Annotated in this window: 22 protein-coding genes and 2 pseudogenes; 10 read left to right on the forward strand and 14 right to left on the reverse strand. The window is 64.1% G+C overall.

Annotation, left to right across the window (positions count from 1 at the left end):
* Nucleotides 1-427: 427 nt before the first annotated feature.
* Nucleotides 428-1,255 carry a helix-turn-helix transcriptional regulator gene (locus BS329_RS17990; RefSeq protein ID WP_076162233.1) on the forward strand — a complete coding sequence of 276 codons (828 nt, stop codon included), beginning with the start codon at nucleotides 428-430 and terminating at the stop codon, nucleotides 1,253-1,255.
* A gap of 106 nt (nucleotides 1,256-1,361) precedes the next feature.
* A complete protein-coding gene (locus BS329_RS17995) occupies nucleotides 1,362-1,874 on the forward strand; it encodes a DUF2690 domain-containing protein (RefSeq protein ID WP_084749898.1) in 513 nt (170 codons plus the stop codon).
* Nucleotides 1,875-2,080: 206 nt separating this feature from the next.
* On the opposite strand, the gene BS329_RS18000 is transcribed toward BS329_RS17995, so the two are convergent.
* Nucleotides 2,081-2,287 carry a hypothetical protein gene (locus BS329_RS18000; protein WP_076162237.1) on the reverse strand — a complete coding sequence of 69 codons (207 nt, stop codon included), beginning with the start codon at nucleotides 2,285-2,287 and terminating at the stop codon, nucleotides 2,081-2,083.
* 490 nt (nucleotides 2,288-2,777) lie between these two features.
* Here BS329_RS18000 and BS329_RS18005 point away from each other — a divergent pair, with 490 nt between their 5' ends.
* Nucleotides 2,778-4,958 carry a hypothetical protein gene (locus BS329_RS18005; protein ID WP_076162239.1) on the forward strand — a complete coding sequence of 727 codons (2,181 nt, stop codon included), beginning with the start codon at nucleotides 2,778-2,780 and terminating at the stop codon, nucleotides 4,956-4,958.
* Nucleotides 4,959-6,052: 1,094 nt separating this feature from the next.
* Here the strand turns inward: BS329_RS18005 and BS329_RS18015 are convergent.
* From BS329_RS18015 to BS329_RS18030, 5 genes are all read right to left on the reverse strand, one after another.
* Nucleotides 6,053-9,805: an nSTAND1 domain-containing NTPase gene (locus BS329_RS18015; RefSeq protein ID WP_084749900.1), complete on the reverse strand. Its 3,753-nt coding sequence runs from the start codon at nucleotides 9,803-9,805 to the stop codon at nucleotides 6,053-6,055.
* A gap of 449 nt (nucleotides 9,806-10,254) precedes the next feature.
* Nucleotides 10,255-10,746: a hypothetical protein gene (locus BS329_RS42630; RefSeq protein WP_143253094.1), complete on the reverse strand. Its 492-nt coding sequence runs from the start codon at nucleotides 10,744-10,746 to the stop codon at nucleotides 10,255-10,257.
* Between the two features lie 50 nt (nucleotides 10,747-10,796).
* On the reverse strand, nucleotides 10,797-11,135 hold the full coding sequence (locus tag BS329_RS18020; protein ID WP_076162245.1) for a hypothetical protein: 339 nt from the start codon (nucleotides 11,133-11,135) through the stop codon (nucleotides 10,797-10,799).
* Entirely contained in the window at nucleotides 11,132-11,545 is a 414-nt protein-coding gene (locus BS329_RS18025; RefSeq protein ID WP_076162247.1) for an Imm1 family immunity protein, read from the reverse strand. Before BS329_RS18025 ends, BS329_RS18020 begins: the two co-directional genes overlap by 4 nt.
* Nucleotides 11,533-12,372, reverse strand: a complete 840-nt coding sequence (locus tag BS329_RS18030) for a DddA-like double-stranded DNA deaminase toxin (RefSeq protein WP_076162249.1) — start codon at nucleotides 12,370-12,372, stop codon at nucleotides 11,533-11,535. Before BS329_RS18030 ends, BS329_RS18025 begins: the two co-directional genes overlap by 13 nt.
* A 206-nt stretch (nucleotides 12,373-12,578) precedes the next feature.
* Here BS329_RS18030 and BS329_RS42635 point away from each other — a divergent pair, with 206 nt between their 5' ends.
* Nucleotides 12,579-13,049, forward strand: coding sequence for a hypothetical protein (locus tag BS329_RS42635; RefSeq protein ID WP_143253095.1), 471 nt, complete (start codon nucleotides 12,579-12,581; stop codon nucleotides 13,047-13,049).
* Nucleotides 13,050-13,212: 163 nt separating this feature from the next.
* Entirely contained in the window at nucleotides 13,213-13,491 is a 279-nt protein-coding gene (locus BS329_RS18035; RefSeq protein ID WP_076162251.1) for a hypothetical protein, read from the forward strand.
* A gap of 10 nt (nucleotides 13,492-13,501) precedes the next feature.
* Here BS329_RS18035 and BS329_RS43415 read toward each other — a convergent pair whose 3' ends face one another.
* The 3 genes from BS329_RS43415 to BS329_RS18040 form a co-directional block, all read right to left on the reverse strand.
* Nucleotides 13,502-13,672 carry a hypothetical protein gene (locus BS329_RS43415; protein WP_158075806.1) on the reverse strand — a complete coding sequence of 57 codons (171 nt, stop codon included), beginning with the start codon at nucleotides 13,670-13,672 and terminating at the stop codon, nucleotides 13,502-13,504.
* Nucleotides 13,673-13,920: 248 nt separating this feature from the next.
* Nucleotides 13,921-14,088, reverse strand: a complete 168-nt coding sequence (locus tag BS329_RS43895) for a hypothetical protein (protein WP_167480017.1) — start codon at nucleotides 14,086-14,088, stop codon at nucleotides 13,921-13,923.
* 10 nt (nucleotides 14,089-14,098) lie between these two features.
* Nucleotides 14,099-14,941, reverse strand: a complete 843-nt coding sequence (locus tag BS329_RS18040) for a hypothetical protein (RefSeq protein WP_143253096.1) — start codon at nucleotides 14,939-14,941, stop codon at nucleotides 14,099-14,101.
* A 114-nt stretch (nucleotides 14,942-15,055) separates the two neighbouring features.
* Between BS329_RS18040 and BS329_RS18045 the strand changes: the two genes are divergently transcribed.
* The 3 genes from BS329_RS18045 to BS329_RS18060 all read left to right on the forward strand — a co-directional run bounded on the left by BS329_RS18045 (nucleotide 15,056) and on the right by BS329_RS18060 (nucleotide 16,308).
* Nucleotides 15,056-15,271, forward strand: coding sequence for a hypothetical protein (locus tag BS329_RS18045; RefSeq protein ID WP_076162255.1), 216 nt, complete (start codon nucleotides 15,056-15,058; stop codon nucleotides 15,269-15,271).
* Between the two features lie 328 nt (nucleotides 15,272-15,599).
* Entirely contained in the window at nucleotides 15,600-15,917 is a 318-nt protein-coding gene (locus BS329_RS18055; protein WP_076162259.1) for a hypothetical protein, read from the forward strand.
* A gap of 1 nt (nucleotide 15,918) precedes the next feature.
* The gene (locus BS329_RS18060) at nucleotides 15,919-16,308 is read left to right on the forward strand and encodes a phage tail termination protein (protein WP_076162261.1); all 390 of its coding nucleotides are present in this window, start codon (nucleotides 15,919-15,921) and stop codon (nucleotides 16,306-16,308) included.
* Here the strand turns inward: BS329_RS18060 and BS329_RS42640 are convergent.
* On the reverse strand, nucleotides 16,301-17,029 hold the full coding sequence (locus BS329_RS42640) for a hypothetical protein (protein ID WP_143253097.1): 729 nt from the start codon (nucleotides 17,027-17,029) through the stop codon (nucleotides 16,301-16,303). The two genes, BS329_RS18060 and BS329_RS42640, sit on opposite strands and share 8 nt — an antisense overlap.
* 53 nt (nucleotides 17,030-17,082) lie before the next feature.
* Here BS329_RS42640 and BS329_RS45655 point away from each other — a divergent pair.
* A pseudogene (locus tag BS329_RS45655) lies at nucleotides 17,083-17,586 on the forward strand (phage tail tube protein); the annotation flags it as partial.
* Nucleotides 17,587-17,802: 216 nt separating this feature from the next.
* Nucleotides 17,803-19,857 (forward strand): DNA ligase D, encoded by a 2,055-nt coding sequence (gene ligD / locus BS329_RS18065; protein ID WP_076162309.1) that lies wholly within the window; start codon nucleotides 17,803-17,805, stop codon nucleotides 19,855-19,857.
* A 36-nt stretch (nucleotides 19,858-19,893) separates the two neighbouring features.
* Here the strand turns inward: ligD and BS329_RS44625 are convergent.
* The 4 genes and pseudogenes from BS329_RS44625 to BS329_RS18085 form a co-directional block, all read right to left on the reverse strand.
* Nucleotides 19,894-20,203, reverse strand: a pseudogene (locus tag BS329_RS44625) (transposase family protein); the annotation flags it as partial.
* A 399-nt stretch (nucleotides 20,204-20,602) separates the two neighbouring features.
* Nucleotides 20,603-21,478: a hypothetical protein gene (locus BS329_RS42645; protein WP_143253098.1), complete on the reverse strand. Its 876-nt coding sequence runs from the start codon at nucleotides 21,476-21,478 to the stop codon at nucleotides 20,603-20,605.
* Between the two features lie 1,420 nt (nucleotides 21,479-22,898).
* Nucleotides 22,899-23,585 carry a helix-turn-helix domain-containing protein gene (locus BS329_RS18080; RefSeq protein ID WP_076162265.1) on the reverse strand — a complete coding sequence of 229 codons (687 nt, stop codon included), beginning with the start codon at nucleotides 23,583-23,585 and terminating at the stop codon, nucleotides 22,899-22,901.
* A gap of 73 nt (nucleotides 23,586-23,658) precedes the next feature.
* Nucleotides 23,659-24,345, reverse strand: coding sequence for a hypothetical protein (locus BS329_RS18085; protein ID WP_076162267.1), 687 nt, complete (start codon nucleotides 24,343-24,345; stop codon nucleotides 23,659-23,661).
* Nucleotides 24,346-24,410 lie beyond the last annotated feature (65 nt).

The following is a 24,410-nucleotide window of genomic DNA, read 5'->3' on the forward strand; positions in this document are numbered from 1 at the left end:
CAGTGCGTCTACTCGGTCGCAACCCAGCAGGACTGACGGTCAATTGACAAGACAGCGACCCACCCCGACGCCGCAGTCACCTCGACGCCAGGGCCAGCAGCCGAGCGACTCAGAATCGCTTGTTCCCGCCGGACCAGCGGCCCAAGTCGGCCACGCCGAGGCAGCAGCAGCTCATACCGAGCGCCCGACAGCCTTCGCCAACAGGTCGCGAGCACTGCGCACTTCCTCGGCGATCTGCTCTACGCGCGAGCCGGGGCTTACGCCAACACCGCCGTAAACTCGGGTGAATGGCCTTTTCTCACAGAACGGCGGAAACCCTGCGGGATGCCGCACGCCAAATGAGGAACCTTCCGGAAGCCGACTACCACCTGCTCTACGACTTTCTGCGCACTAAGATGGGAAAAATTGTCCGCGAGAGGCCTTCTATGTGGGATTCTTCCGGCGTAATCATGTCCTGGCTTATCCCTACACCTACGACCAGGGCGTATACGAATCACCCGGCGTCCTCACCTACGGCAAGCACGAAGTCGGCGCCTGGCTGCTGCAGCACAAAAAGACCTACACATACGCACAAGACGGCGGACGGCTGCTCGGCATGGGCCACCGTTTCGGAGACACCGAACGCGTCTCCCGGGACGCGGTCATCACCCCGCTCATCGATCGTGGGTACACGATCCCGCGCGTGATCGGCCTTGCGTCGATGCAGTCATACGAACCGTCTTCCTACGACGCCGACGCTGTTCGGGCGTTCGAGTGGTTGGCCGGTGTTCTGGTCGCGGTCTTGCGACGCGAACATGAGGACACGCTGGCCCTAAAAGAGCTGACCGCCGCAGAGCCGCTGCTGGAACCTGCCGGCAGCTCTTTCACGGATCTGGTCGTGGAAATGTCCGATCGCCTGGACAAGATCCGCGTGTCGATCACGCGCCTGCAAACCGCTCTCGCTGAGGGACATGACATCACCAGCGACGTCGATGAGCTCGCCACCCTCTGCACACGCGTCCAGCAGGAGACCTTCGCGGTCCTGACCCGTCCGCAGGACGAGGCTCTGGAGGCCCAGTCCTTGCTCACACAGCGCGAGCAGGAGATCGCCGACCTGATCTGCAGGCGCATGGGCAACCAGCAGATCGCCGACGCGCTCTCCATCTCGGTCACGACAGTGAAAACACACGTCTACAACATCATGCAGAAGCTCGACGTGGCTCAACGCTCCGAGATCATCACCCGGCTGCGTCCACTGGGCTACGACTCGGCATGAGAACCCCTGCCTCGGATTTCGTCCTTCGCCCGATTACCCTGAGCCGTCTGCCGGCGCACACTTTCGCCTGACCGGAAAAACTTCCCCACGCGAAAGGAACACAGCAATGAACGCTCACGGGAATGTCGCCGAGAAACAACACCGTACACGACCATGGGTGAAATTCTTCCGCAGTTTCGCTCTGGTCATCGCGGCACTCACCACCGCGATGACAGGGAGCGGCCTGGCACACGCGGACGGTGCCAGCGGCGGCAGCAACTACTACGACGGCAAGGACCCGGCGGTGACCGGCTGTAACGTCAACGCCTCACCCATCGCGAACCGGCCCATCTACGACCGCTACACCGGCGAGAACGTTGCCACCATTCAGATCTACTACTCCTGGTCGTGCCAGGCCAACTGGTTTCGCGTCACCGGTAACCGCTACGGCGGCAACGCGAACAAGTACATCGCTTCAGATCTGGGTGGCTGGAGCAACGAATCGGACCCCGGGTATGGCTCAAGCTATACGATGATGGTCTACGCGCCAGGTGCCACCCACATCGAAGGTGAGGTGCGCCTCTACGAACCCGGTATTAACGAGTACAACTGGATGGCAAGCGGCTCCTTCACTCTGTAATTCGCTATGTCAGCAGCCCTCCCGTGCGCGGCCCTCGTCCTGTGGACCTTGTGCACGGGAGCGGCTTGCTGAGGCTTCTTCTGAAGTCGTCTGACTGTGGTGACAGCCGGGTTGATCCGTCATCCGAGCTAGGAGCCGCGCCCAGCGCCGCCGAGAAGATGCCGATACTCGCGAGGCTGGCGAAGGTGGCCGCGGTGATGGTCAAATCAGACCTCCCGCTGGACCGCATAGATGACACCCGACACCGCTGCGTCGTAGTCGTCGTCGAGTCCAGGTCCGCTCGCGCCGAGCGCCTCCCAGGCGATGTCCACCAAGTGGCCCGCGACCGCGCGCCAGCCGAGTTTCTTCAGCTGTCCGCCGGCCTTGGAGTCGTCGCGGCCGGCGTCGGCTGGGCGGCAACCACCGCCCGTCAACCCGTCGTCCAGCTGGCCGATCCCGGCGCGTAGCGATCCCTACCCTGATCCCGGTGTTTGCCCTCCACATGGGTGGCCACCGGGATCGGGTGTTCACCACCGGCGAACACGGCCAATTGCCATGCAGCCCTGGCAGCGCCGAGTTTCGCCGGTCGGCCACTCCACACCCAGGTGTATGCTCCTCACCGTCGAGGTCTTCGGGTCTCGATCGCGCACCGCTTCGGTGGTCCTCAACTTCGGGCGCCGCAGACGTACGAGCTGCGGCGTTGCGCGGCTCCGGCACCGTCCCGCGGGACGGTTCACCCGGCATCAGCCGGCCGACCGGGGTTGCCCCCTGAAAAGAAGGCAACTCCGAGCCGGCCCGACACCTACCGGACCACAGAGCCGGACGGTGAAGGATTGGATGCCTGCCCGTGTGCGTACGGGGTCAGGCGGCGGGGTCGAGGCATGTGTTCTCGGTCTTCGCGCGCGAGTGTCAAAAGGGACACCCGTGAGCACCATTCTCGCTTCTTCCGCGGCGCCGGAACCTGACGACGGCGGCTCGATGCCCGCCCTCAAGCACCGTCCGCGCTCCCTTCCTGTCCCGACCTCTCCGACCGGCCTCAGGTCGGCTCGGTCGGCGCTTCTGCGCAACGACCTGGTGAACCTGCCGAGCGAGGCCGCGTCCGTGATCACCGGCGGTCTGGCCGATCCTGCTCGGTTCAAGATGCTGGTCGAAGTCCACAAGCTGGACGACGGCGCGCAGACGTCGCTGCTCAACGCCAAGCGGGTGGGCGAAGGGGACGTGTACGTCACCCAGCAGCACGACCGGTACATCGACGCCGGGATCCTCCCCGACCTCGCTGGCGCCCGGTGGGCCCACACGCTGCACAACCAGCTCGACACCGCCACCGGCGAACTGCGGGCGGCGGAGCTGACGACGGCGACCGGTGCGACCGGACGGCCTTACGCGATGCTCGAACTGAAAGTCGAGAACCACCAGGAGTTCGCGGCACGGATTCGCGAGGCGTTCCTCAAGACCGGCCCGGACAACTCGACCGCCGGTAACGACTACACCGACAGCATCCTGCAGTCCGGCGTCAAGGAACCGCTGCTGCTGGTCCCCATCCGTATCCGGTTCGCCGACGGCTCCGCCGACGAGTACTACCTCGCCGCAATCGACGGCAACTCGCGCCTCGTCTCGGCGTGGAAGGGCAGGACCGGCGGAAAGGTCGATGAAGCAGCGACCGCCTGCATCGAGACGGTCGTCGGGATCATCACCGGCAAGTCGGTGCGCCGGGCGTCAGCCAAGCACGCTCGTGATCAGCTGACGTCCCGTATCGAGCGCGTGAACAAGGGCCTGAAAGAGCCGGTCCTCAGCGAGGCCACGATCCGGGCTGGGCACACCACCGCCGTACCGTCCGTGGTCTTAGTAGGAGGGTTGGCCTCTGACGGGCAGAGCCCGCTGACCGACCTGGTCGCCGCGCGCGAGGATTTGATCGCAACGATCCACACCGACGCGACGCCGTGGGACGAGGTTGCACAGGCGGAGCAGGGAATGGCCAGGCTCCTGCGCCGGGCAGTTGCTCAGGGGCTGATCACGCCCGACGAACGGATGGTGATCGAAGGCCGCTGCACTGCGGAAGAGATGCACGCCAAACTCGGGGTCCCCCAGCATCGGCTCTGGGCAGTCGCCGTCACGCTCAAGGCGGTGCTGAACCAATGGGGCTCCGGCATCCGGACCCTCTTCGCGGAGGAGTTCAACAATCGCAGGGCGACCCGGGCGGTGATCGGTAAGCAGATCGCGTCGACGGCGTTGTCTGGTTACCGGTCGTGGAACGGCTACAGCGTGGCGGTCAACGCTTTCGCCGACGGTGGCCCGATCAGCGATCAGGTGTGGGCGACCTCCTTCGAGCTGACCAAGGGTGACAAGCCGGTCGAGGTCCTCGACCGGATCCTTGACGCCGCCCTGGGTGGAGACCAGTCCGCGATCGCGGAGCTGTGCGTGCTCGGTGGTACAGCGGCGATGCTCGACGGGCTGATCACCCGCGACCGCGGGTCCAAGCTGAACCCGACGTCGGGTGGCGCCGTGCGCACGGTGCCGCTGCGGTTGCGAGCCCTTCGGGTAGTCGAGGAGCTCGCCAAGTCCAAGGGCGGACTGAAGACTCTGCACTCCCTCGCGACGGCGCACATCGAGGAGCGGTGGGCCAAGCAGTTCCACTCGGCTGATGACCCGACTGGCAAGTTCCGCGACGGTGACGAAGTTGTCGACGCCGTGGGTACGCAGCAAGAGATCGTGTCCGAGTGGCAGGTTGTCTACACGGCTGAGCCGAAGCGGGCCCAGGACGCGATCAACGCCGCCACGGCCCAGCAGAACAACACCGGCAAGACCGGCAAGGGCAGTATCGAGCCCAAGGACGTCACGCTTCGGGCGAAGCTACTCACGGGCGCCGAGTCAGTGCGCGAGGCGGTGAACGGGCTAGTGACCTTGTCGCAGAAGCAAGGCGCGGCCGTCTTCGGCGGCTACGACCAGGTCGCGACGATCCGGGCGATGCTGCAGGAGAGCCGGGACGAGCTCGCTCGCCACGGTCCGGCGAAGCGGGTGGTGATCATCGAAGACTCCGACGATGACGGCGGCCAGGAAGGCGGTCCCCTGTTCGGCGACGGCGACGTTCCGCCCCCGATCTCGTGACACCGGACGCCGATATGCGGGCACACATCGCCGGCGCCGCCAGCCTGATGCGGCCGGTACTCGATCTTCCCGCGGGGGGCCTCGAGGTGTGCACGGTGTCCGTCCTCCGTCTCGACCGCGCGTCATCGACTCCGGCGGCCGCGGTGTACGTCACCTGGGGCCCCCGTGGCGATTGCCGGTACGTCGGCAGCGTCCGCCGGCTACAGGACGCGACCGCAGTACGTACTCGGGTCCGAGAACACCTTCGGCGACGGCCGGAAAGGCGGGCCAACTGGGCCGCGGTCACGGTGCTACCGGTGTTCACAGCGACCTCGCTGGAGATGCTCCGGCGGTGCGAAGGCTGGGTCGCCCTCGCGCTCGGACCGATCGAAGGAACGGCTCACCCGGTGATCGATATGGAAAACCCGGTCGCCGGCCTCGCAATGTAACAGCGGCCTGCGGTGTGCTTTGGGCACGGGCACACCGCAGGCCTTCGCGTGCTCGACTACACGGACGCGATGGTGACCCCCACCTCGAGCGCGCCGCAGCCTCGAAGCAGGTCCGACCGTGCAGCGGACGCTGACCAAGATCAACTAGGCCACGCACACCATGACGGCGTACAGACCGAAGCCGACCGTCCCAACGTGCGCCGCGACCCCATCCGCTACAGCGCGCGAGGCGACTTCAGCTCGCCGCACAAAATCGACCTAATCGTGTGCCTCATCAGAACCCGCCACGTCCACCGCTTCGTGCTCGCTTCACCCGAGTGGGCCAGGCGCGGGCATCGTCTCAGGTGTCCGGTCCGAGCGAAGTTGGCGTAGGAGCGCATCCCTGCACTGCGTTCCGCCCCGTAGATGTGGACGGTGGGTGGTGAATTGTCCGGACCTACTTGGCAGATTGAGCGGTGCGCCGCACTGCCGAAGTGCGGACCGCGGCATTCGCGGCCTTAGCCCGAACAAAGACTCGGCACGGTAGCCGCGGTCCGCCGTTGTATCAAACGACCCCGAGCGGCGCCAAGCTCCCCTACTTCAGCAGCACGACACCGCCACAATACGTAATCTCCGACGGACCACATGCGGCATCTGGTCCCCATCGGTAGGACTACCGACCAGCCGTCATCCCGTTTTGGGGACGGCCGGGAGCATCCACCGGTGGCGGACTGCCGATGTAAGCGGCGGCAGGGTGCACCGTTGAGCATCCGCGATGAGATCGGGAAGTGGACGTGGGGCTGGCCACCTCATAATCTTGCCATCCCGTCCGCAGGTAATCAGGGTGCCATCCGAGGCCAATACGAGCCCGGTGATGCGGCCGTCGTTGCCGGGCAATGAGTAAAGCAGTCGACCGTCGAAGTCCCATACCCGTGTGATCCCGTCATCTCCACCGCCGACGATGACTAGGCCAGCGGTGGTTACGGCGAACGGGTGAGCCAAGGGCGCTCCAGGGATGTCGAGGACATGTAGCAGCGAGCCGTCCCGGCCGTACACGCGAACAGTGCCGTCAAAGGAGCTGGTGATAAGGCGTCCATCCGGTCCGAAGGCCAGGGACGCGGCAGGATGCTTCTCTTCGGTGGTGGAGTACAGCATCGTCCCGTCGCGGTCCCAGACTCGGGCAATGCAGTCCTTCGATGCGGTCGCAAGCCGCCCGTCACCGGCGAATGCGAGTGCATTCACTGCGTCTTTGTGTCCTTTGAACTGGTGGAATAATTCGCCGTCGGTACCCCAGATCCGGACTACGCCGGTCTCGGTGCCGGACGCGAGCCGACCGTCCGGCGCGAATGCGATCTGCTGCACCTGTGCATCGTGTCCGACGAGCGTGTGCAGCAACTGGCCAGCGACGTCCCATATTAATATAGCGCCGTCAGCATCGACGGCGGCAAGACGCTCGTGCGCAGCGAAGGTGACTAACTCCAACCGCTTCTGGCTGGGCGCGGTCAATGTTCGGAGCAGTCGACCTTTGGCGTCCTGGATCGAGATTTTCACGTCGCGATCAGCAGTGGTAGCGAAGCTCTCGTCAGGAACGAACGCGCAGAAACTTTCTCCGTTCGAATACTGGAGCACCTGTCCGCCTAGGTCATTGACTATAAATCTTCCCATTCGACCTGCAGGATCGTTCGTGTGCGCCAGCTCGGCAATATGCCCAGCAATATACTCATCCACCCCGCAATTGGAGAAGAACTCGGTCGTACGTGTGCCGACGTCCCAGACATGAAGTGTGTCGCGTCCACTTGCGACTAGCCGACCGCCCTCATTGAAGCCGAAGATGCGCACATCCTTCGTGTTCATGGTCCAGACGTGAGCAACCTCGTCACTCGACTCGTACAACCGCACCTCACCGCAGTCGGCAAGCGCCAGCAGTCTGCCGGGTCCATACGCCAACGAGACCCGCTTTCTGTCCTCAATAAGGATACCGGCGACCTGAAAACTACGGTAATCGTCCAGCCGAAAAACGTATACGGCACCGCTTTCGACATACGCTAGGTAACCTGAGTCGGACAAGGCGAGGTCGAGCACAGAAATGCCCGCACGATAGTTTTCCATGATCGGCGGGCGGTCGCCCTTCGAGACGTAGTAAGTACCGTTCTGATGTCCGGCGGCGATGTGTCCGCTCCTCGACACAGCCAAGGCGGTGACTGGCGCCAATCTTTTACTACGAAGAGAGTACAGTTCAGGGCCGCTGCGGCCCCAGACTCGAACCACTCCGTCCGGACCGGCTGTGACCAGGAAATTGTCCGGTGTAAATGCGACCATTGTCCGCGATCCACCCGCTAACTGCTCGCCGTCCCCCGCTAACTGGCGGAGCAGATTCCCGTCGGCGTCCCACAGACATGCTGCAAACTCGGCGGCAGCAGCAAGTTGCCCATCGGCCCCGAACCTCAGGCTGGAGATTGTGTCCAGCTCGCCCTTGAGTTGTCGGAGCATCGTTCCATCAACGCCCCACAGGATGACCCGTCCCGTAGCGTCACCCGACGCCAGCCGGCCATCCGATGAGAACGCGAGCTGGCGGACGTCCGCATCGTGTTCGGTCAGTACATGCAGCAGGGCGCCGCCTTCCGCCCAGATCTGGATTGTGTTCGCGTTGGCCGTGGCGATATGGCCATCGGGTGCAAGAGCAGCACATTTTACGTCCCCAGTAGTGAGGACGTGCCTTAAACATGTGGCTAGCGACCGGTATAGCGCGGTGCTAGCGGTCGACGTGGGCGCCAGCTCGGTGCACGCGGCGAGCGAAAGGCTGATCGCCGTCGCCGGATCGCTGTCGAGAATTTCAAGGGCGCGGTTGCCCGCCACGCTCGCCCGTCTCCGGCGCTCGATCGCGGCGTCCTCCCTCGAAGCGGCCATGAAGTCAGCGAGCGGATCGGGGAACACCACTTTGGTTGCGTCCAGATCAGCGAGTCGCTCGGCGGGGACCAGGTAGCTCGTGGATCGTCCCGAGTTTAGCCACGCCTGCGCGAGCGGCAGCAGTTCGGTGATTCGCCGCAACGTGCTGCGGTTCGCCTCGATATAGTCGGCCAGCGGCGGCCACTGCCGCAGCAGCGCCTCGTGTGCCACGTCGTAGGTAGTGCTTCCGTCCTGGTCGACGTCGCTGGTGAGCAGGTGGACCTGCACGAACCCGGCGACGACCTCTTGTTGCTTGACCGTCAGGGCATCCTCCTGCACGTACCGACGGGTGGGCTCGTCGCCGTCAAGGTTCACGAATAGGAGGAGTGTAGTCAGTACGGTGTCGAGGTCCTGCGTTATAGCGGCCATGGCAGCCTCCGCGCGGCCGGTGATCGCCCCACCTACCTTGCCTGCATGCAGATAGTCATTCCTGCGGATGTACCGGTATCGATCGAGACCGTCGTACAACTCGCAGAGCAGTGAGCTGAGGAGGGGCAGTGCGTCACCGCGGCCGGTGTCGCGCACAATCTCCTCCACCAGTCCTGGCTCGAATCTCGTGTCGGTCAGGGCAGCTGGACCGTCCACGACCTCGCGGATCTGCTGCGGGCTGAGCACGTTCACCATGAGTGGGAGTTTGAATAGCTCAGCACCAGGCCCTTGCTGGAACAGCCCGACCCATTCCGACCGCACGGTCACCACCACACACAGCCGAGCGTCGCACGCCACCAACGCGTACAGCAACGCGAGGAACAGGTGCCGCTCCTGCTCGGTATGCTGGATCGCGGCATCCTCGAACTGATCAACAACAAGCAGCACCCGTTGCCGGGGCCCGCGCGCCGCCTCAACCGCATGCAACACCTTTTCCGGCGCCGGGGCGGGGCCGCCGTTCCACACTGCAGCCAACACAGTTTGTGCCGTCCCTCGAACCTCCGTCCCGAAGACCTTTTCAAGCTCGTTGATCCCTGAACTCCCAGGCGTGATCACTTGCAGGACGGCCCAATCGTCATCGAGTAACGGCAGCAGTCCTGCCCGCACAAGGGAGGACTTTCCACTGCCGGAGGGGCCCACGACCGGAATGAATCGCTGTCTAGATTCCCGGCTCTGCGCGCGCCCAACAAGTTCGCGCACATCATCCCTGCGACCAAAGAACACCCCAGCCCGGTCACGCTTGTAGGCGACTAGTCCCGGATACGGGTTCCTGCCCGTCCACTCCGGCCGCGGCAGCCGACCACGCCACCGCAGCCATCCAGCGCGTATACCGACTACCCCGACTAGGACGGCGCCAATCAGCCACGACCAATCGACAATCGGCTGTGCCCAGCTCGGCCAGCGCTCCGGTTCCGCCGTCACTAGGTTCGTAAGGACCCCCATCCCGACCCCTAGTAGGAACAACCCGAGCCCGGAAGACCGCACTGGCCGCATTCGGCGCCTCGGCCACATTCGCACCACACCTACCAGTCCTTCGCCAGGGGCAATTCGTTTCAGGCTTGTCATTACGAGCCACCGTGTCCAACCATGGCGGCGATACCGGCCCCGCCACGTCCGCGACGTCACCCCACGAACGCACCCCGTCGCCGATGACCATCAACTCACGACGGCCACCAGGTCAACCGCTCCATCACCGCCCGACCTACCGACGAGAACAGCGTTGCTACACCAACAGGGACCCGAGGCAGCGCCGCCGAACGCGGCTACGGCCGAAACTGACAGAAGAACCGCGCCGCCTACCTCCGCGAACACCGACTCTGCACGCAATGCCCGCAACCGGCCACAGTGGCCGACCACTACCCCGAAACCCGGCGCTCCCTCATCGCCCGCGGAATACCCGACCCCGACGCCTGGCACCGACTCAGGCCACTGTGCAAACCGTGTCACGACCGGCACACTGGGCTTACAAGCCCTGGGGGCTGGAATAGCGGTGCAGGTCTTTGACCATACTTCCCTTATCTCTCGCCAGGCTTCTTGCCAGCCTCTTCGTGCTCCAGCCAGTACTTTGCGAAAGCTTCTGCAATTTGCTCGCGACGAGTCTTGATGTGCACAGACTCTCCGCTGGGACCGACAACATCGGCCTGAATCTCATGAGGCAACCAAATTAAGCCATCCTGTCGCACGCGGCGCCTCAACCTCGACAGCTCTTTTGTCTCGAAGAGGAAATGCTTACCTGGTTTCGCCAGGTCAAAAACGATGACCGGAGACGGAGCATCGAATCCTTCCTGCAGGGCCTCCACGATCGTCGGCTGACCTTCGGCAAGCTCCTGCAAGAACTCCAGAAGTTCCGCCCGTTGATCGGGTTCGCCACCAGAGGTTCCCTTTGGCGCGTTTGACTTATCCGGTGTTTCGGGTTCGAATTTTAGGATCTCGTGACCAGGTACCGAACTGGCAATTTCTTTGACGATTTCCGGCGTTTGTCGCCCTTGCTTTTCGTCAAGAATCATGCGTAGCCGGGCTGCAGCGATCTCTTCCTCGGTTACGCGACGCGATCGAGTCATTTGCCCTGCCCTATCTGGTCTGCTTGCTCCAGTATGTCACTGAGGGCCCGTTGGTGGAACACGTCAAGCAGGTCGTTCTCATCCTGCTGGGCAAGGTCAGACCTCGCAAGTTTCATCATCAGACTCAAGCCGAGTGCACGCTTCGCTGCCGACTCGTCCATGGCGAGCTCGGCAGCCCAGGTGAACCGCCGCCACCACTCCTCACGACGTGCGGCTAGCTCCCGCTGCTCAGTCGCCCGGTCGTTCGCCCGTGAGCCCAGGCGGGCACCGAAGAACGCAGCTGTGGGGGCCAGTACGCCGATAGCGGCGGTGATCGCGATCTGCCAACCGCTCACTCGACGTCCCGCCAACCCACTCCAGCAGGCCGGGCACCACCCGAGGCGACGTAGTCGTGGACAGCCTTGCGCACGACAGGCCACGAGATCTCTGCGTTGCTCTGCACGACGCGTTCGTGCGACTGGTAGTCGTAGGCCACAGGCTCCGGCGACGTCGCGCCCGACGTGCTGATGACGCTCGTCTCGCCCCGGCCCATGTAGCCGACGAACCCAACCTGCTCGGTACGCACACCGAATTGGAGGATCGACCTGTGCTCCTCGCCTTCCCAGGCAAGCTCGGCGATCACGCCCACCGGCGCCGCCGTCGCCTCGACCAGCATCCGGTCCAACAGGGCATCCACCTGGGCCGCGTCAGCCAGATCGAACGGCTCCCGCTGACCTGGGTCATACCAGGCTTTCACCACTGCCACGTCTTGCCTCCCTCGTAGATCTTCTTGAACCCGTTGGTCCCGTGGACCGTTAGTTTGCTGCCCTCCGGCAGCACGATCCCGAGCAGGCCGTCACAGCTCGTCTTACCCGTGCACGGGACATTGTTGATGACCACAGACGCCTCCGTGATACCGCTATCGCGCATCTCGGCGGCGAGCTTCAGCTCGACATCCGCGGCCGCCGTCACCGGTCGCATCGTGCAGCCCGACTCCTTCAGAATCTCGTCCACCCGGTCCGTGCGGTCATCCAGCCCGCTAGTGATGGGCTCGGCCTCCTTACCAGGCGAGAACCATTGTCCCTGGGTCTTTACCCCACGAACGCCGGGCGTCGGCCCCGGCGGCAACTCCCGCCGCAACCGCTCGACCAGGGCATCGTCGTCCTGTTCGTCCACGTCTCGATCACCGGACGAAGAGGCCGGACCAGGAGGGCTGGTCTGTCCAGAAGCGCCAGCCGAAGTGGACTCCGCCGGCACTCCCAAGCTGAGAAGATACCCGTCGAGCAGGTCAGACGACTGGCCAATCAGGCCGGAGACCACCTCCGACGAGGACTTCACCTCGCCGGGCAAGTTCGGCAGTCTGATGAAGTCAGGATCAGACACACCGGCCGCGACCTCCGACCACTTCACACCAGCTTCTTCAAGCTCCTGATCAGCCAGCTTGAGAGCGGCGATAGCCGCCTTCGCCTTGACGACCGCAGTCCGCACCCCCGCTGCGATCTCCTCAACCAAACCCACGGCCCCTCCCCAGAGCGTCGCTCGACCGGAGATCAACTCGCGGGAGCATTCTCGCAGGTCGAAGTACTCCAGCATCGGCTTCGACCCTGAGTCGACCGTTCGGCGACCTTGTCCGTCGTTGAGTGCCCAGCCGAGAAGACACGGAACCCCGTCCCGGTGACCGCTACCTTCTACGCCGCCAAACGAGTGAACAACTGGCGACGTGACAACGGCAGAACCCGGAGTGGCGTACCTCTCGACGAGCCGCCGGATCCAGGCAGGCGCGAGGAAAGGGCGACACGGTGAAGACCTTCACACGACGAGACACAGGCACAGCGGCGGTAACCGTAGGCGCCGGACAAACAGCGAAGCGAGCGACCGCAGCTGTCGCCGCACTCGCCATCGCCAGCAGCGCGGCATTGGTAGGAGCACCGAGCGCGGCGGCTGAAGACCCTACGCAAGTCAAGCTTTCGTACTACGCAACCTCGTTCATCGGCAACGTCCACTGGTTCAACAGGTCTGTTCAAGTCGATGGCCTGCTCCGCGCCCTGCCAGGCAGCTGTCGACGGGTTTGGGCTGCGACGATGACCGCCGACTCCCGGCAATTGGACGCCCGAAGCACCAGCCTCCAATGCGGGACGTCTGAAAAAAGCCTCACCGTACCTGCCGATGTTCCTGGCGGCGCAGCAAAGGTTCAGTTCATATTTAAAGGACCCAATGACGAGGTGCTGGACGCCTGTGTGGCGTATATCGGCGACGAATTTTGTGATTAAGGGTCGTCAAGGGTAGACCTACACCCTGACCTGGGGTGGGGCGTCGCAATCACTACCTCCTGAGGTCCGCCAGACCGCGCCGGTGGTGCCGCACGTGGCGCCCCACCTTTCTCGAACTCGGTGGCACCCCTGCTGACCGAAACTGTCGGTTCCTCGTGACACGATGCGGCTGCTGCACCCGCACAACCCGGAGATGATCACGATGACCGACACCGAGACCGCTCAGCCTGACCTTGCCGGAGCGAAGATCTACGCCTACATCGTGGCGATGGAGGAACCCGGCTCTGACCGGGGTGAGCGGTGGTTCGTCGTCGGAGAGCACGAGGACGAGGACCAGAACGAGGTCTGGTACCGCAAGACCCCTGACGCGTCGCCGCGCAAGGCGCTGATCAAGGCTTCGACTCTGCGGGACCAACCCACCTGGGTTCGTGTCGAGGCTTGACCGCCTCCCCCTACGGTCGACGCCGGTCGAGCCTCTTCGGCTTGGGCGGCGGCGTCGTCCTGCCGGACAGTTCGACCTCGACGTCGGCGAAGGTCGTCGTCGCGGATTCGTCCATCTTGTCCGTGACGACGACCTGGTAGCGGCCGTCCGGCCAGGGACGAGGCCCGCAGGGGTTCCGCATCCCCTCCGCAGGGGTGAGCGTCCTCGGCCCACGACAGACTCGGCATGCGCAGCGTGTCTTTCAGGCCAGGCGATCATTGTCGCGATCTCAGTCCCGAGCAGGTCGACGTGCTCGTGCCCTCGGAACTTCGCGATCGTTCAGGTCGACGTGCGCGGCCACTGTGTTCAGTGCCGGCGTTGCAGACGAGCTGTCCTGGCAGCTGATATCAGGTCAGTCTCTCATCCGATCAGGAGAACGCAACACCTGTCTCAGACGGTTAGTCCGTCGGCGTCGTCGTGCTCACTTCCCACCGGGAACGGCCGAGCGGGCTCGCTCTCTGGCGACTCTGGGTACATGACGGCCGACACCGCGGCGTCGTGGGCGCCGTCGAGCCCGGCTCCGCTTGTGGCGAGGACGTTCTCCCAGTCGAATCCCATGGCGGTGACTTTATCCGTACTCCTCGAGGATCCGGATGACCCGGGCGTTGACCTCATCCGCGCGGGTGAGGATCGCAGCTTCTTCCTCGGCGGTGATATGGCGTTTTCCGCCCACCGGCTCAGGCTCGATACGACGCCGCTGAACATCAGGACTGTCGATCAGGGTCGCCATCGCGTGCACCAGACCTGACAGCGACGACGGATGCATCGAGCCATATCGGTCGAGGTAGCCCCACTGGTCGATCGCCGGCAGAAGGTTCGGGTAGTCGGGCCAGTCCAGCCAGCCGGGGCTCGGATCGTCACGCTCGTGGCGGTGCTGCTCCTCGTCGGCGACTGTGTCGCGTTGGTGGCCCAAGGCCCGGACGGCATCCTGCGACCAGTCGTTGTTCGTGCCGATCACCTCGAGCCACGACCACACGGCGCACGCCGGGCAATCCGCCTCGTCGGTGGTCCGGCCGATGACCGGGCGCAGACTCTGCAGACGTTCTGGTGTGAGGCCTCGTACCAGGGTTCGGCTGAGGCCCAGACCTCCCTGGTCTGGCGGTGCCAGCAGCACCGCGGCGAACACCAGCCGGCGCAGCCTCAACCTCGTGATCCAGTCGACGTCCGGGTCGTTGATGCGGCTTGTGCCGCCGTGCACAAGCCGACTGAGCACGGTCACGTCGCCCAGAAGAACGGACGGCCATGCCGGGGCCGGGGCCGGGGTCGCGGGACGCAACGTGTTGAGCAGCTTCCGTGACGGTGCCACCTGCTCGGAGAAGCGGTCGAGCGTCGCCTCGTCCCGGCGGTCGACCGGATTTCCGGTGACCGCGCACCAGTCAAGCCACAGATCGGGCAGCACCGGGTCTGTCATCGTTCCAGGCTGCCAGCCCGTACTCGCGATCCGCCGTACGGCCTGAGATCCATGGGGCCTGGCGGAGATCCCGTTCGGGATCGGGCCGGTTCAGACGCCCCGCCGGCTGGAGTCATGGCCGTGGCGCTGGAGCGGGGCAACGCGGCCGTGCCAACACCCGGCGGCGCGACGTCGACCACCATCGGCCCGTACTCCGCGACCTACGCGGCCAGCCGAGCATCCGGCGACGGGCTCAGTCACGACCAGCGGATGCGGCTGCGCAAGGCTGCCGGACGCGGGAAGGCGTTCAGCATCGGCACCGTCGTGCCCGTACCGCGGATCCGCCTGTGACCCCCGAAGGGCTGATCGGACAGCGGCTCACGATCTCCCGCCCTGCGGACACCAACCGGTACGGCGACCCACTACCCGCCACCGAGCATCCCCTCGATGACTGCGTGCTCGCTCCCGGCGGTTCGAGCGAAACGACCGACCGAGCCGATCAAGTGACCGCCAGAATGACCGTCTACACAGGACTGCGCGCCGACGTTGGGCCGGCAGACCGCGTGACACTGCCCGACGGCACCCGTTGGCAGGTCGTCGGCACCCCCGAGCGCTTTCCGAGCCCTTTCGCTGCGGACTCCGGGGTGTGCGTGATCGCGTTGGAGAGGATGACCGGCTGATGGCCGACATTGAGTTCGTACCTGACCACCGCGGCCTCGCGCAGCTGCTGCGCGGAACTGAGGTGCACGGCCTGATCATGGATCGCGCCCGAGGCGGCGCGCAGTTCGCCGAGACCATCGCACCGCGACGGACCGGGGAGTACGCGGCCGGAATCCAGGCCGAGGACGGAGGACTCGGCGGGCGACGGCTAGATCGGCCGGTCGGGCTGATCGTGGCGACGGCGCCGCACTCTGCGGCAGTGGAGTGGGGTAACGATCACCAGAACCACCCGCACCACGTGCTCGCCCGCACGATCGACATCGTGGAGGCGGGCTGACGTGGGCATGGTGATGCCGCCGTTCCCCGACGCCGAGACCGTGGTGATGGCGCTACTCGACCCGGTCGCGCCCACCGTGACCGCCACCCCGGCCACGCTGACCCCGCCGCTGATCCGGGTGCAGCGCGTCGGCGGGTCCGACAATCAGATCACCGACTACCCGCGCATGGAGATCGCCTGCTACGGCACCGACCGCGCCGACGCCTGGCAGCTCGCCGAGCAGTGCCGACAACTGATCCTCGGCAGTGTCCGGACACGGGTGGCCGGCGTGCTCATCGACACCGCGCGCACCGACAACCCGCCCACGCAAGTGCCGTACGCAACGACTGAAGACGTCCGGCGAGTCGTGGGCTACTTTCACTTTTCACGGCGACGCACAGTCCCTATTTAAGTGCGATAATTGCCACTACAACTCCTGCGGCGGCAATCACCGAACCGACGGTCGAAACTACTATAATGTTCCGATGTCGGCGATGCTCTTGTCTGTCTCGGTAATATTCTTCCAGGGTTGTTGGCACAATAACGCAATACATATACGGCGCCAATTGTAGAACTTTTGACTTCCACCAATTCGAAATCATGAGCGGAAAGGCGATAATGGCCACAAGCGGACTAACTAGAAAACACTCTGCCAATGTGACGCCAGTGCCATCCAGTACGCCCGTGATGGCCAAAATCCCGGTCAGGATCATAAAAGACATGACTTGTCCAATGAATGCCATGATCTTGTAGTATGTTTTATCGCGCCTTGCCTTTGATTCCTTCCAGGGGGGAAATTCTCGCGTGGTGCGACGTGCAGCCCACCCCGAAACCAGAGAGTTGCAGGCTTCCCTTTGGCCAAAAACGGACGCCATATCCCCACTTAAGGTGACTTCAAGTCTTGATGTTTTTATGTGAAGTTTCCGGCGCTCGTCGGGCTTTAATCGTCGGAGATCCTCTGGTGAACTGAATTCACCACCAATAAATTCGACAAACGGCGTGTCTTCATCTTCGCGAATGTGATCAAGAAGGGCTTCCAGGTCATCGATAGTGACAAGGATACGGCCTAAACCTAATCGGACCGCCTTCTTGTCTTCGCTGCCTACTGGGATCCCGCGTCGATAAACAGTCATGCCGCATAAGTCGGCCAAGTAGCTCGATCTGTAACAGACCAGGATGAGACGACGTGACTGTTCCCGCCACAACCACCTACGACGCCCTGAAGAAGAAGCAGAGCGACCTGATCCGCAAGGCGCTCGAAGGGTCCATCTTCATCGCTGACCATTCCGCAGACCTGCCCACGGCGCTCACCTCCGGCGCCGACGGGAAACTGCTCGCCCTGCCACCCGGATACGAAGACGTCGGCTGGGTCGATAAGGGCGACGGAGCGACCTGGAGCCGCTCGGTCGACACCTCTGAAGTCGACTCCTGGGGCGCGGTCGAACCGACCCGGACCGACATCACCAAGCAGACCGACGGCTTGAAGTTCACCGCGCAGGAGACCAAACGCAAGACGCTGGAGCTGTACGAGGGAGTGAACCTCGCGGCTGTCACGCCGGACGCGACCACTGGTGAGGTGCGCTTCGATCGCCCGGCCCGGCCGAGCACGCGCTACTTCCGCGCCTTCGGGTTGTTCGTCGACGGCGTTGGCGCCGACGCGATCTACGTCGCGAAGCTCGCACCGAAAGCCACCGTCGCCGATCCCGGCGATCAGAAGTGGTCCGACGCCGATGACCCGGTCGGGATAGGGCGTGGTCGCCCAGCCGTCACGCACCTGCAGAAAGGCTCATCACTGCTGTTCAGCCGATGTCACATGTGGACAATCGACATGCACTCCGCGACCCTTCGAGGGACGATAGGGCATGCGGCGAATGGGCCTCGTCGTGGAGCCGACGGGAGGTGCGAGATGACGCGGAAGCCACGCCGTGACGACTCCCTCGTGCCCGGCTGGATCGAGCCGATGCTGGCCAAGCCCGACAGCGGCAGGTTGCCCGAAGGCGAGGCGTGGTCCTACGACTACAAACTCGACGGCTACCGCACGTCAATGCAGATCGCCCCCGACGGCACGACCCGGCTGACCAGCCGCAACGGCATCGACTTCACCGACGAGTTCGCCGAGCTCGCCGGCGTCCTCGGTCCCGCGCTGGACGGCCAAGCCGTCGTGCTGGACGGGGAGATCGTCGTCTACAACGACGCCGGACAACCCGACTTCGGGCTGCTGCAGGAGCGCCGCGACCGCTATCAGACCCACCGCAGCTCACCACGTCGCGACGAGCCCTTCGAGGACCTGCCGATCCGGTTCCTGGCGTTCGACTTACTGCAGCTCGGCGACGAGTCCCTTCTGCGAACGCCCTGCGACGACCGTCGTCAGCAGCTGGTGGCGCTGCCGATGCCGGACCCGTACCGGGTCGCCATCGTACGGTCGTTCACTTTCACCGAGCTGGACGCCGATCGCCGGACCGTCGAGGATCTGCTGGCCCATGTCGCTGCCGCGGGTCACGAGGGCCTGGTCGCGAAGAACCGCCGCGCGCCCTACACCCCGGGCAAGCGGACCGACGCCTGGCTCAAGCACCCCAGGACCCACACGAGCGAGGTCATCCTGTGCGGCTGGCGCGCAGGCCAGGGCCGCTTCACCGGTACCGTTGGCGGCCTGCTGCTCGGCGCTCACGACCCCGGAGCCGGCGACCTTGTGTACATCGGAGACGTGGGCACCGGCATGAGCACCGCCGAACGCGCCCGCCTCCGCACTCTCCTCGAGCCTCTCGCGCGGCCACGGCACCCGTTCGCCGAGGATCCACCGCGCGCCGACGTCGCCCGTGCTCGCTGGGTGGAGCCGGTGCTCGTCGGCGAGGTCGTCTACCGGCAGTTCACCCGCAGCGGCGGCCGCCTCCGCCACACGGCGTGGCGAGGCCTGCGGGACGACAAACAGGCCCGCGACGTGCTTCTCCCCCAGCCACACCACCGGCCCGCGACCGAGCCACGATCCGCCCAGCCTGCCGTGGCGACCGAGCCAACCGAGGTCCACCCGCAGAAGACCCCCAGCACCAAGATCACCGTGCAGGCGGGAGCACGGCAACTCACGCTGTCGAACCTGGACAAACCCCTGTACCCGGACGGCTTCACCAAAGGCGAGGTCACCCACTACATCTCGCACATCGCCCCCGTGCTGCTGCCGCATCTCGCCGGGCGCCCGATCACGGTCATCCGATTCCCCGACGGCGTCGGCAGCGAGCAGTTCTTCGAGAAGAACGTCCCCCGCGGCGCCCCCAACTGGCTTCCCACCGTGACGCTGCCAAGCACCGGCGCCCGGAGCCGTCACGGCGCACGTGGCGAGCCGATCGAGTACCCGCTGTTCAAGGAGCTGGCCGCGCTGGTGTGGGCGGCGAACATGGCTGCCCTGGAGATCCACGTCCCCCAGTACACAGTGGATGTTGGCCCGCCGCCGGTGCGCCGCCCGCCGGACCGGCTGGTGTTCGACCTCGACCCCGGACCCGAGACGTCCATCGTGGACTGCTGCCGGGTCGCCGAACGACTCCAGCACGAACTCGCCGACGACGGGCTCACCGCGTACGCCACCACGTCCGGGTCGAAAGGCCTCCAGCTGTACTGCGCCATCGACACAGAGGACCCGGCCGCACCATCGGCCTACGCGAAGCGGCTGGCTCAGCGCCTGGCGCGCGAGACACCGGACCGGGTGACCGCGGTGATGGCCAAGGCGCAGCGAACGGGGCGGGTATTCATCGACTGGTCGCAGAACAACCCCGCCAAGACCACCATCACGCCGTACTCCCTGCGCGGCCGCGACCAGCCGACCGTCGCCACCCCGGTCACCTGGGCCGAAGTAGGCGCCTGCCGCCGCGCGGAACAACTCAGGTTCACCGCCGACGACGTACTGGGCCGCGTGGACGAGCTCGGCGACCTGTTCGCAGGTTTCGAAACCACACGCGCGGAACTGCCTTAAGGGACGTCTTGTGGTGGGTGGTGCTGGTGTTGCGGATCAGTCCGTGAGCAGGATGTTGTGAAGGTGGACGATTCCGGAGCCGTGTCGTTCAGGGGCGGGCGGCGCGGTGGAAGTCGCGCAGGATCTTCCAGCACTTCATCCGAGCCAGCGCGTGTTCGATGCGGGCGCGGATCTTGCGGTGGCCGACGTTGAGGTCTCCTTTCCAGTCCGACAGATCGCTGCTGTCAAGGGGTTTGCGGTAGGGCACGATCACCTCGGAGTTGCATTAATAGCCGTCATCAGCCATGACCAAGCGCCCCGCCAGTTTGTACTCGATCCCAGAGTCGCGATAGACGGTGCAGTTGTCACCCGCGCGACACTTACCGCGGACATGAGCATCACGATGTCTGGACGACGCACTCTTGCGGAGGCACGTTTCCTAGTTCGACGAGGTCAACTGCCTACTCGGCCGCAGCGCTCCGTCCATTCAAGTACTCCTGCGCGAGGAGGGGCATCAGCAGATCAAAGCATGTCGCTTTCGCGAACCCGGCGACTGGCCATCGACACCGTCACGGCGGTACGGCGGCACTCTGTACCGCGTTGGCGTCGTGGACCGGCGCCAACTCGGCCGCGCCGATCCACGACGCCAACGCGTGTCGCTCGTAGTACTAAGCCATTATGGTGATCACCTAACAGTCAAGACTCACATCAGACAACCGTCGCTCGGCCGAGGAGTATCCTGTTCGGCACTTTGTAAACTTCTAACTCAACTCCGGCCCCATAGCGTGAGATCGAACTTCAGATCCGGATTTTCCCTGCCGCCGTGACTGACGACGTCGACAAGACTAATCCAGGCAATATTTCCCGAGTCGGTGACCACACAGAATGCGGATTGCCCGATCTTTAAGTCGCCCACCTTGATAGTTCCGGGCGCCGCGTTGGTTTGAGCAATTTTCGAGCACTCTTCGCCGGTTTGAGGCTGTCGCGTTGAGGCGGTGCCCACGAATGGGGCGCTCGCCTTCCTGAAGTACAGGTCGCAGTACATGTCATCGTACTTCAAGTCGTCCCCGTCGCCGACCTCATCAACATGCACAGCCGGAGCATCAAGATCAATTCCGGTGACACCGCAGTCGGATGTGGTCGGTGCGCCGACCGTGATGCGCTGCTGGGACTTGATCTTGTAAGAGGTGCCGATAGATGCGGAAGTCGCAGTTCCATCTCCAGGCACACCCACCGTACTGGAAGTCCCTGCCGTAGGAGGGATTGTCGTGCCAGCCGGAAGGGTGATACTTGGACTAGGCCGAGGGGTCGCCGTCGGGCGCGCCGTTGTCGTGCGAGTGATCACTATAGTCAAGACCACGGTGACCACCAGAACGACGACCACAAAGAAGATAACAAGAAGTAGCTTACGCCGAGGGGAGGACAGCTTCTCCTCCGACGGCGACGCTGGTGACTGAAGGGCCTCAATTGCGACTTCGACAATCTTGCGCGTAAGTTCCTCCGCCGCAGCCGGATCACCCTCCGCACGCAAGTGATCAAGCTTCTTCAGCATCGCGTCAGGATCTCCGTTGGCAACCGCCTCTTTCAGATTCTGTCGAACTCTCTCCGCATACTCTGCCGAGTTCTCGTTCTGCTCACTCACCGCTTCCCCCTGGTGGCCGAAAGTGTGTCTCGCTGCGTTTCTCGCGACAGGGGCCCTGTCACTCAGTCAGCGCAGGGTATACCTGGCACATTTGATCTTCGAAAGGGGTGTCCGCCGTAGTGCCGGTCTAACGTTTCAACGAATGATCACTAGCTTGCCCAAGCTGAGCGGAATAGCCGCAAGTGCGGCGATCGTGTCGGGCACATTTGCCCTGCGTGCAGTCAAGCCATAGTACGGGTAGCACAAGATCTGTCATCGTTCCAGATTGGCAGCCGCGGTTGGTTGGCGAATCGGCGGCGGCAAAGCTCATGGCGACGAATCCGGCCGACACCAAGGTCGCACCCGGGCGGCGATGACGCGCGCAGCTTTCACGGTGACCGTGTAAGCGCGTCTCAGCGCCGGAAACCCAGCGGCGGTTGATCATGGTGATCTGTGTGCCTCCACGCAAGCAAACGACCGCCGCAGCCAAACGTCGCGTCGCCACCCGAGTAAGCCACCACGTCAAGGCAATCGGTAGCGGCAACGCATCCAGCTCCAGCTAGATCCTAGCCCGAGTGACGTCGCTACAGTAACGTTACTGTGTAAGCGTTACTGAGCGATGAGGTACGCTCCGAGGCGGTTGGTATTGCCGCACCGCAATCCGGCGACGAACGACCAGCCGAACGAGTGAAGGGCGACGTCCGTCAGGACGCCGCCCCTGCTTAGCGATCCCAGAGGCTCCAAACTTCATGGATCGCGGCAGCCAGCACCCTAAGGAGCTGGATCACCCATATCAGGACGTGGTCCCGGTTGGGCTTTATCGGCCAGCCGGGACCATGCTTCCGCGGCGGTTTGCCGCAGTTGTCATCATCCTTTCGGTGTTCACCCATATGTGTTCATCCCTTCTGAGAAGCTGTTGCTTCCCGATCGCCGGGCCCGAGCAATCGGGGGCGACTGGATTACACAATGAGCTGCACCGCGCACGAGAGTAACCGGAGCATGCGCGAGCCGCTAAGTCGGGGTGGGTTGCCGAAGTTGCCTGAACCCGTTGACACGCAACAACGTTAGACACCTTAGACAATGACTCCGAGTCGGAGTTATCCAACTCAGACTCGCGTAGAAGGTTGCAAACCAACCTTCCGAATTGCACCCTCAGCTACAGGTCGACGATGGTCCTCGGGAATGCATGGCCCAGGAGGACAACCAACCTCCGCAAGGATGCGCCGCGGCGATCGCGACGACCGAATCAACGACGCTGAACCGGTACCACCTGTCGTCTCGATCCGGCCGCCGGAATGGCTGCCGGAGAAGAGGCAGACGATCTGAGATCGGCTTACTCCGAGCATGATGACCCGAGAGGGCTTGACAACCTGGGACGTCGAGAACCTGAGTTCGTTGCCCCAAAGCGCAGGTATATCGGCGGTGCACCAAGCTGACGTCGTCAGGACTGGCTATTGGGTTCGAGCATGCGAAGCAGGGCTGCGGTGTCAGCTGCCTCGGGAGCGTGATCTCGCGGTGAATGGCGAGGGCTTGTTGCGGTCACGCGCACTTCGCGTCGCAGCAGTTCCAAGAAGTGGCTCTTGCCCTCACCCCAGTCACCGAACAACCCGATCGCCAGCGGCGGGCGCGCCGTCCGAGCCACGATTAACTCAGCAACCGCCACCGCATCCTCCGCACGAGACAGCGCGTCGCTGTCTTCAGCGGTGTCCGATCGATACGACGGCAAACGGGCCACCGCACGATCCACCACCACCTCCCACAACCTCACCACACCGTCATCGCTGCCGGTAACCAGCACCGGCCGACCACCGACATCACCCCACAAGACCATGCCGGTGTGGCCTGTAAGCGGCTCACGGAAAGGAACACCGCGCAACGGCAACGTGCTCGACTCCGGCAACCCACCAGCCGACTCGTCCCGGACGCCGGTCCCAACAAGTGCGGCGAGGGCGCCACCGGCGTTCAACAGGTCATCAGCGACACGACCCAACGCGGTGTTCGGGGTCGCGTTACCGTTCTCGACCTTGGCGAGGTATTCCTCGCTGAATTGGCTCCTTTTGGCCATCTCCGTCGGGGAAAGGCGTGCGGCTTTTCGCCGTCGCTGTAGCTCCGAACCGAAATCAACCATTCGTCAGATTCTGACACCGACAGACCGTACCTGGCGGCACCCCTTGCCCGGGATCACCAACCAGGGCACGTTCTCACCCGTTCAGCGCGGACCTCGACCGACTGGTGTTCGACCTGACCCGGGCTAGGCGTGTCGATCGTCGAGTGCGCGCGGGCGGCCAAGACCAGCGGCTCGAAAATACTGCAGGTAGGCCCGGACGGCGGTCGCGCATATTGCCCGGACCTAGTGTTCGGATTAGGCGGGTCCGTCGGGGAGCATGTGGACTGTCTACTGTTTCGTGGTCGAACAGCTGCAGGCAGCGGGTTCCTAGTGTCGTGATGCCGTGCGTGTGGTTGTTCACCACTCCGTCCCAGGTCGCATCGCCCAACGTTCGCAATGCGCCATGGCGAACGAGCGCCGCCAGCACCCCGCCAAGAAGACCGTTGTAGTCGGGCAGCGCCAGTGCGAGATGGGTCCGTTCCCACCCGCGGGGCCCACCAGGGTTGGACCACATCGATTCCGGAGGGACCGGTTGCTCAGCGATCAGTTTCAGCACCACAACGTGCGGTGCCTCCAGGTCGTTCACCATCGAGGCCAGCATCAACGCCTCCTCGAGGTGGCTGTCGCTGCGCAGGCCATCGGCGAGGATCTGACCGAGGGCCTGGATCTTGTCCTCCATCGAGGTCCGCGCCGTTGCTTCCCAGACCTGGCCGAAAAGTTCGAACCGGGGGTCATAGCCAGCCGCCCGCTCCACCAAAATGGCGAGGTCGACGTCCATCATGTCGGCGGCTTGTTCGAGAGCTCACACCGCGCGGTCTCCGCGTCGCTCTCCTGCTTGGGTCCACA

The organism is Amycolatopsis coloradensis, assembly GCF_001953865.1.
Lineage (GTDB): Bacteria > Actinomycetota > Actinomycetes > Mycobacteriales > Pseudonocardiaceae > Amycolatopsis > Amycolatopsis coloradensis.

Excerpts from the sequence above, each read along its gene's own strand:
- BS329_RS17995 (WP_084749898.1), top strand. The coding sequence starts at position 1,362 with ATGAACGCTCACGGGAATGTCGCCGAGAAACAACACCGTACACGACCA.
- BS329_RS18015 (WP_084749900.1), bottom strand. The coding sequence starts at position 9,805 with ATGACAAGCCTGAAACGAATTGCCCCTGGCGAAGGACTGGTAGGTGTG.
- BS329_RS42630 (WP_143253094.1), bottom strand. The coding sequence starts at position 10,746 with ATGATTCTTGACGAAAAGCAAGGGCGACAAACGCCGGAAATCGTCAAA.
- BS329_RS18030 (WP_076162249.1), bottom strand. The coding sequence starts at position 12,372 with ATGCTGGAGTACTTCGACCTGCGAGAATGCTCCCGCGAGTTGATCTCC.
- BS329_RS18035 (WP_076162251.1), top strand. The coding sequence starts at position 13,213 with ATGCGGCTGCTGCACCCGCACAACCCGGAGATGATCACGATGACCGAC.
- BS329_RS43415 (WP_158075806.1), bottom strand. The coding sequence starts at position 13,672 with ATGCGGAACCCCTGCGGGCCTCGTCCCTGGCCGGACGGCCGCTACCAG.
- BS329_RS43895 (WP_167480017.1), bottom strand. The coding sequence starts at position 14,088 with ATGGGATTCGACTGGGAGAACGTCCTCGCCACAAGCGGAGCCGGGCTC.
- BS329_RS18040 (WP_143253096.1), bottom strand. The coding sequence starts at position 14,941 with ATGACAGACCCGGTGCTGCCCGATCTGTGGCTTGACTGGTGCGCGGTC.
- BS329_RS18045 (WP_076162255.1), top strand. The coding sequence starts at position 15,056 with ATGGCCGTGGCGCTGGAGCGGGGCAACGCGGCCGTGCCAACACCCGGC.
- BS329_RS18055 (WP_076162259.1), top strand. The coding sequence starts at position 15,600 with ATGGCCGACATTGAGTTCGTACCTGACCACCGCGGCCTCGCGCAGCTG.
- BS329_RS42640 (WP_143253097.1), bottom strand. The coding sequence starts at position 17,029 with ATGACTGTTTATCGACGCGGGATCCCAGTAGGCAGCGAAGACAAGAAG.
- ligD (WP_076162309.1), top strand. The coding sequence starts at position 17,803 with ATGACGCGGAAGCCACGCCGTGACGACTCCCTCGTGCCCGGCTGGATC.
- BS329_RS18080 (WP_076162265.1), bottom strand. The coding sequence starts at position 23,585 with ATGGTTGATTTCGGTTCGGAGCTACAGCGACGGCGAAAAGCCGCACGC.
- BS329_RS18085 (WP_076162267.1), bottom strand. The coding sequence starts at position 24,345 with ATGATGGACGTCGACCTCGCCATTTTGGTGGAGCGGGCGGCTGGCTAT.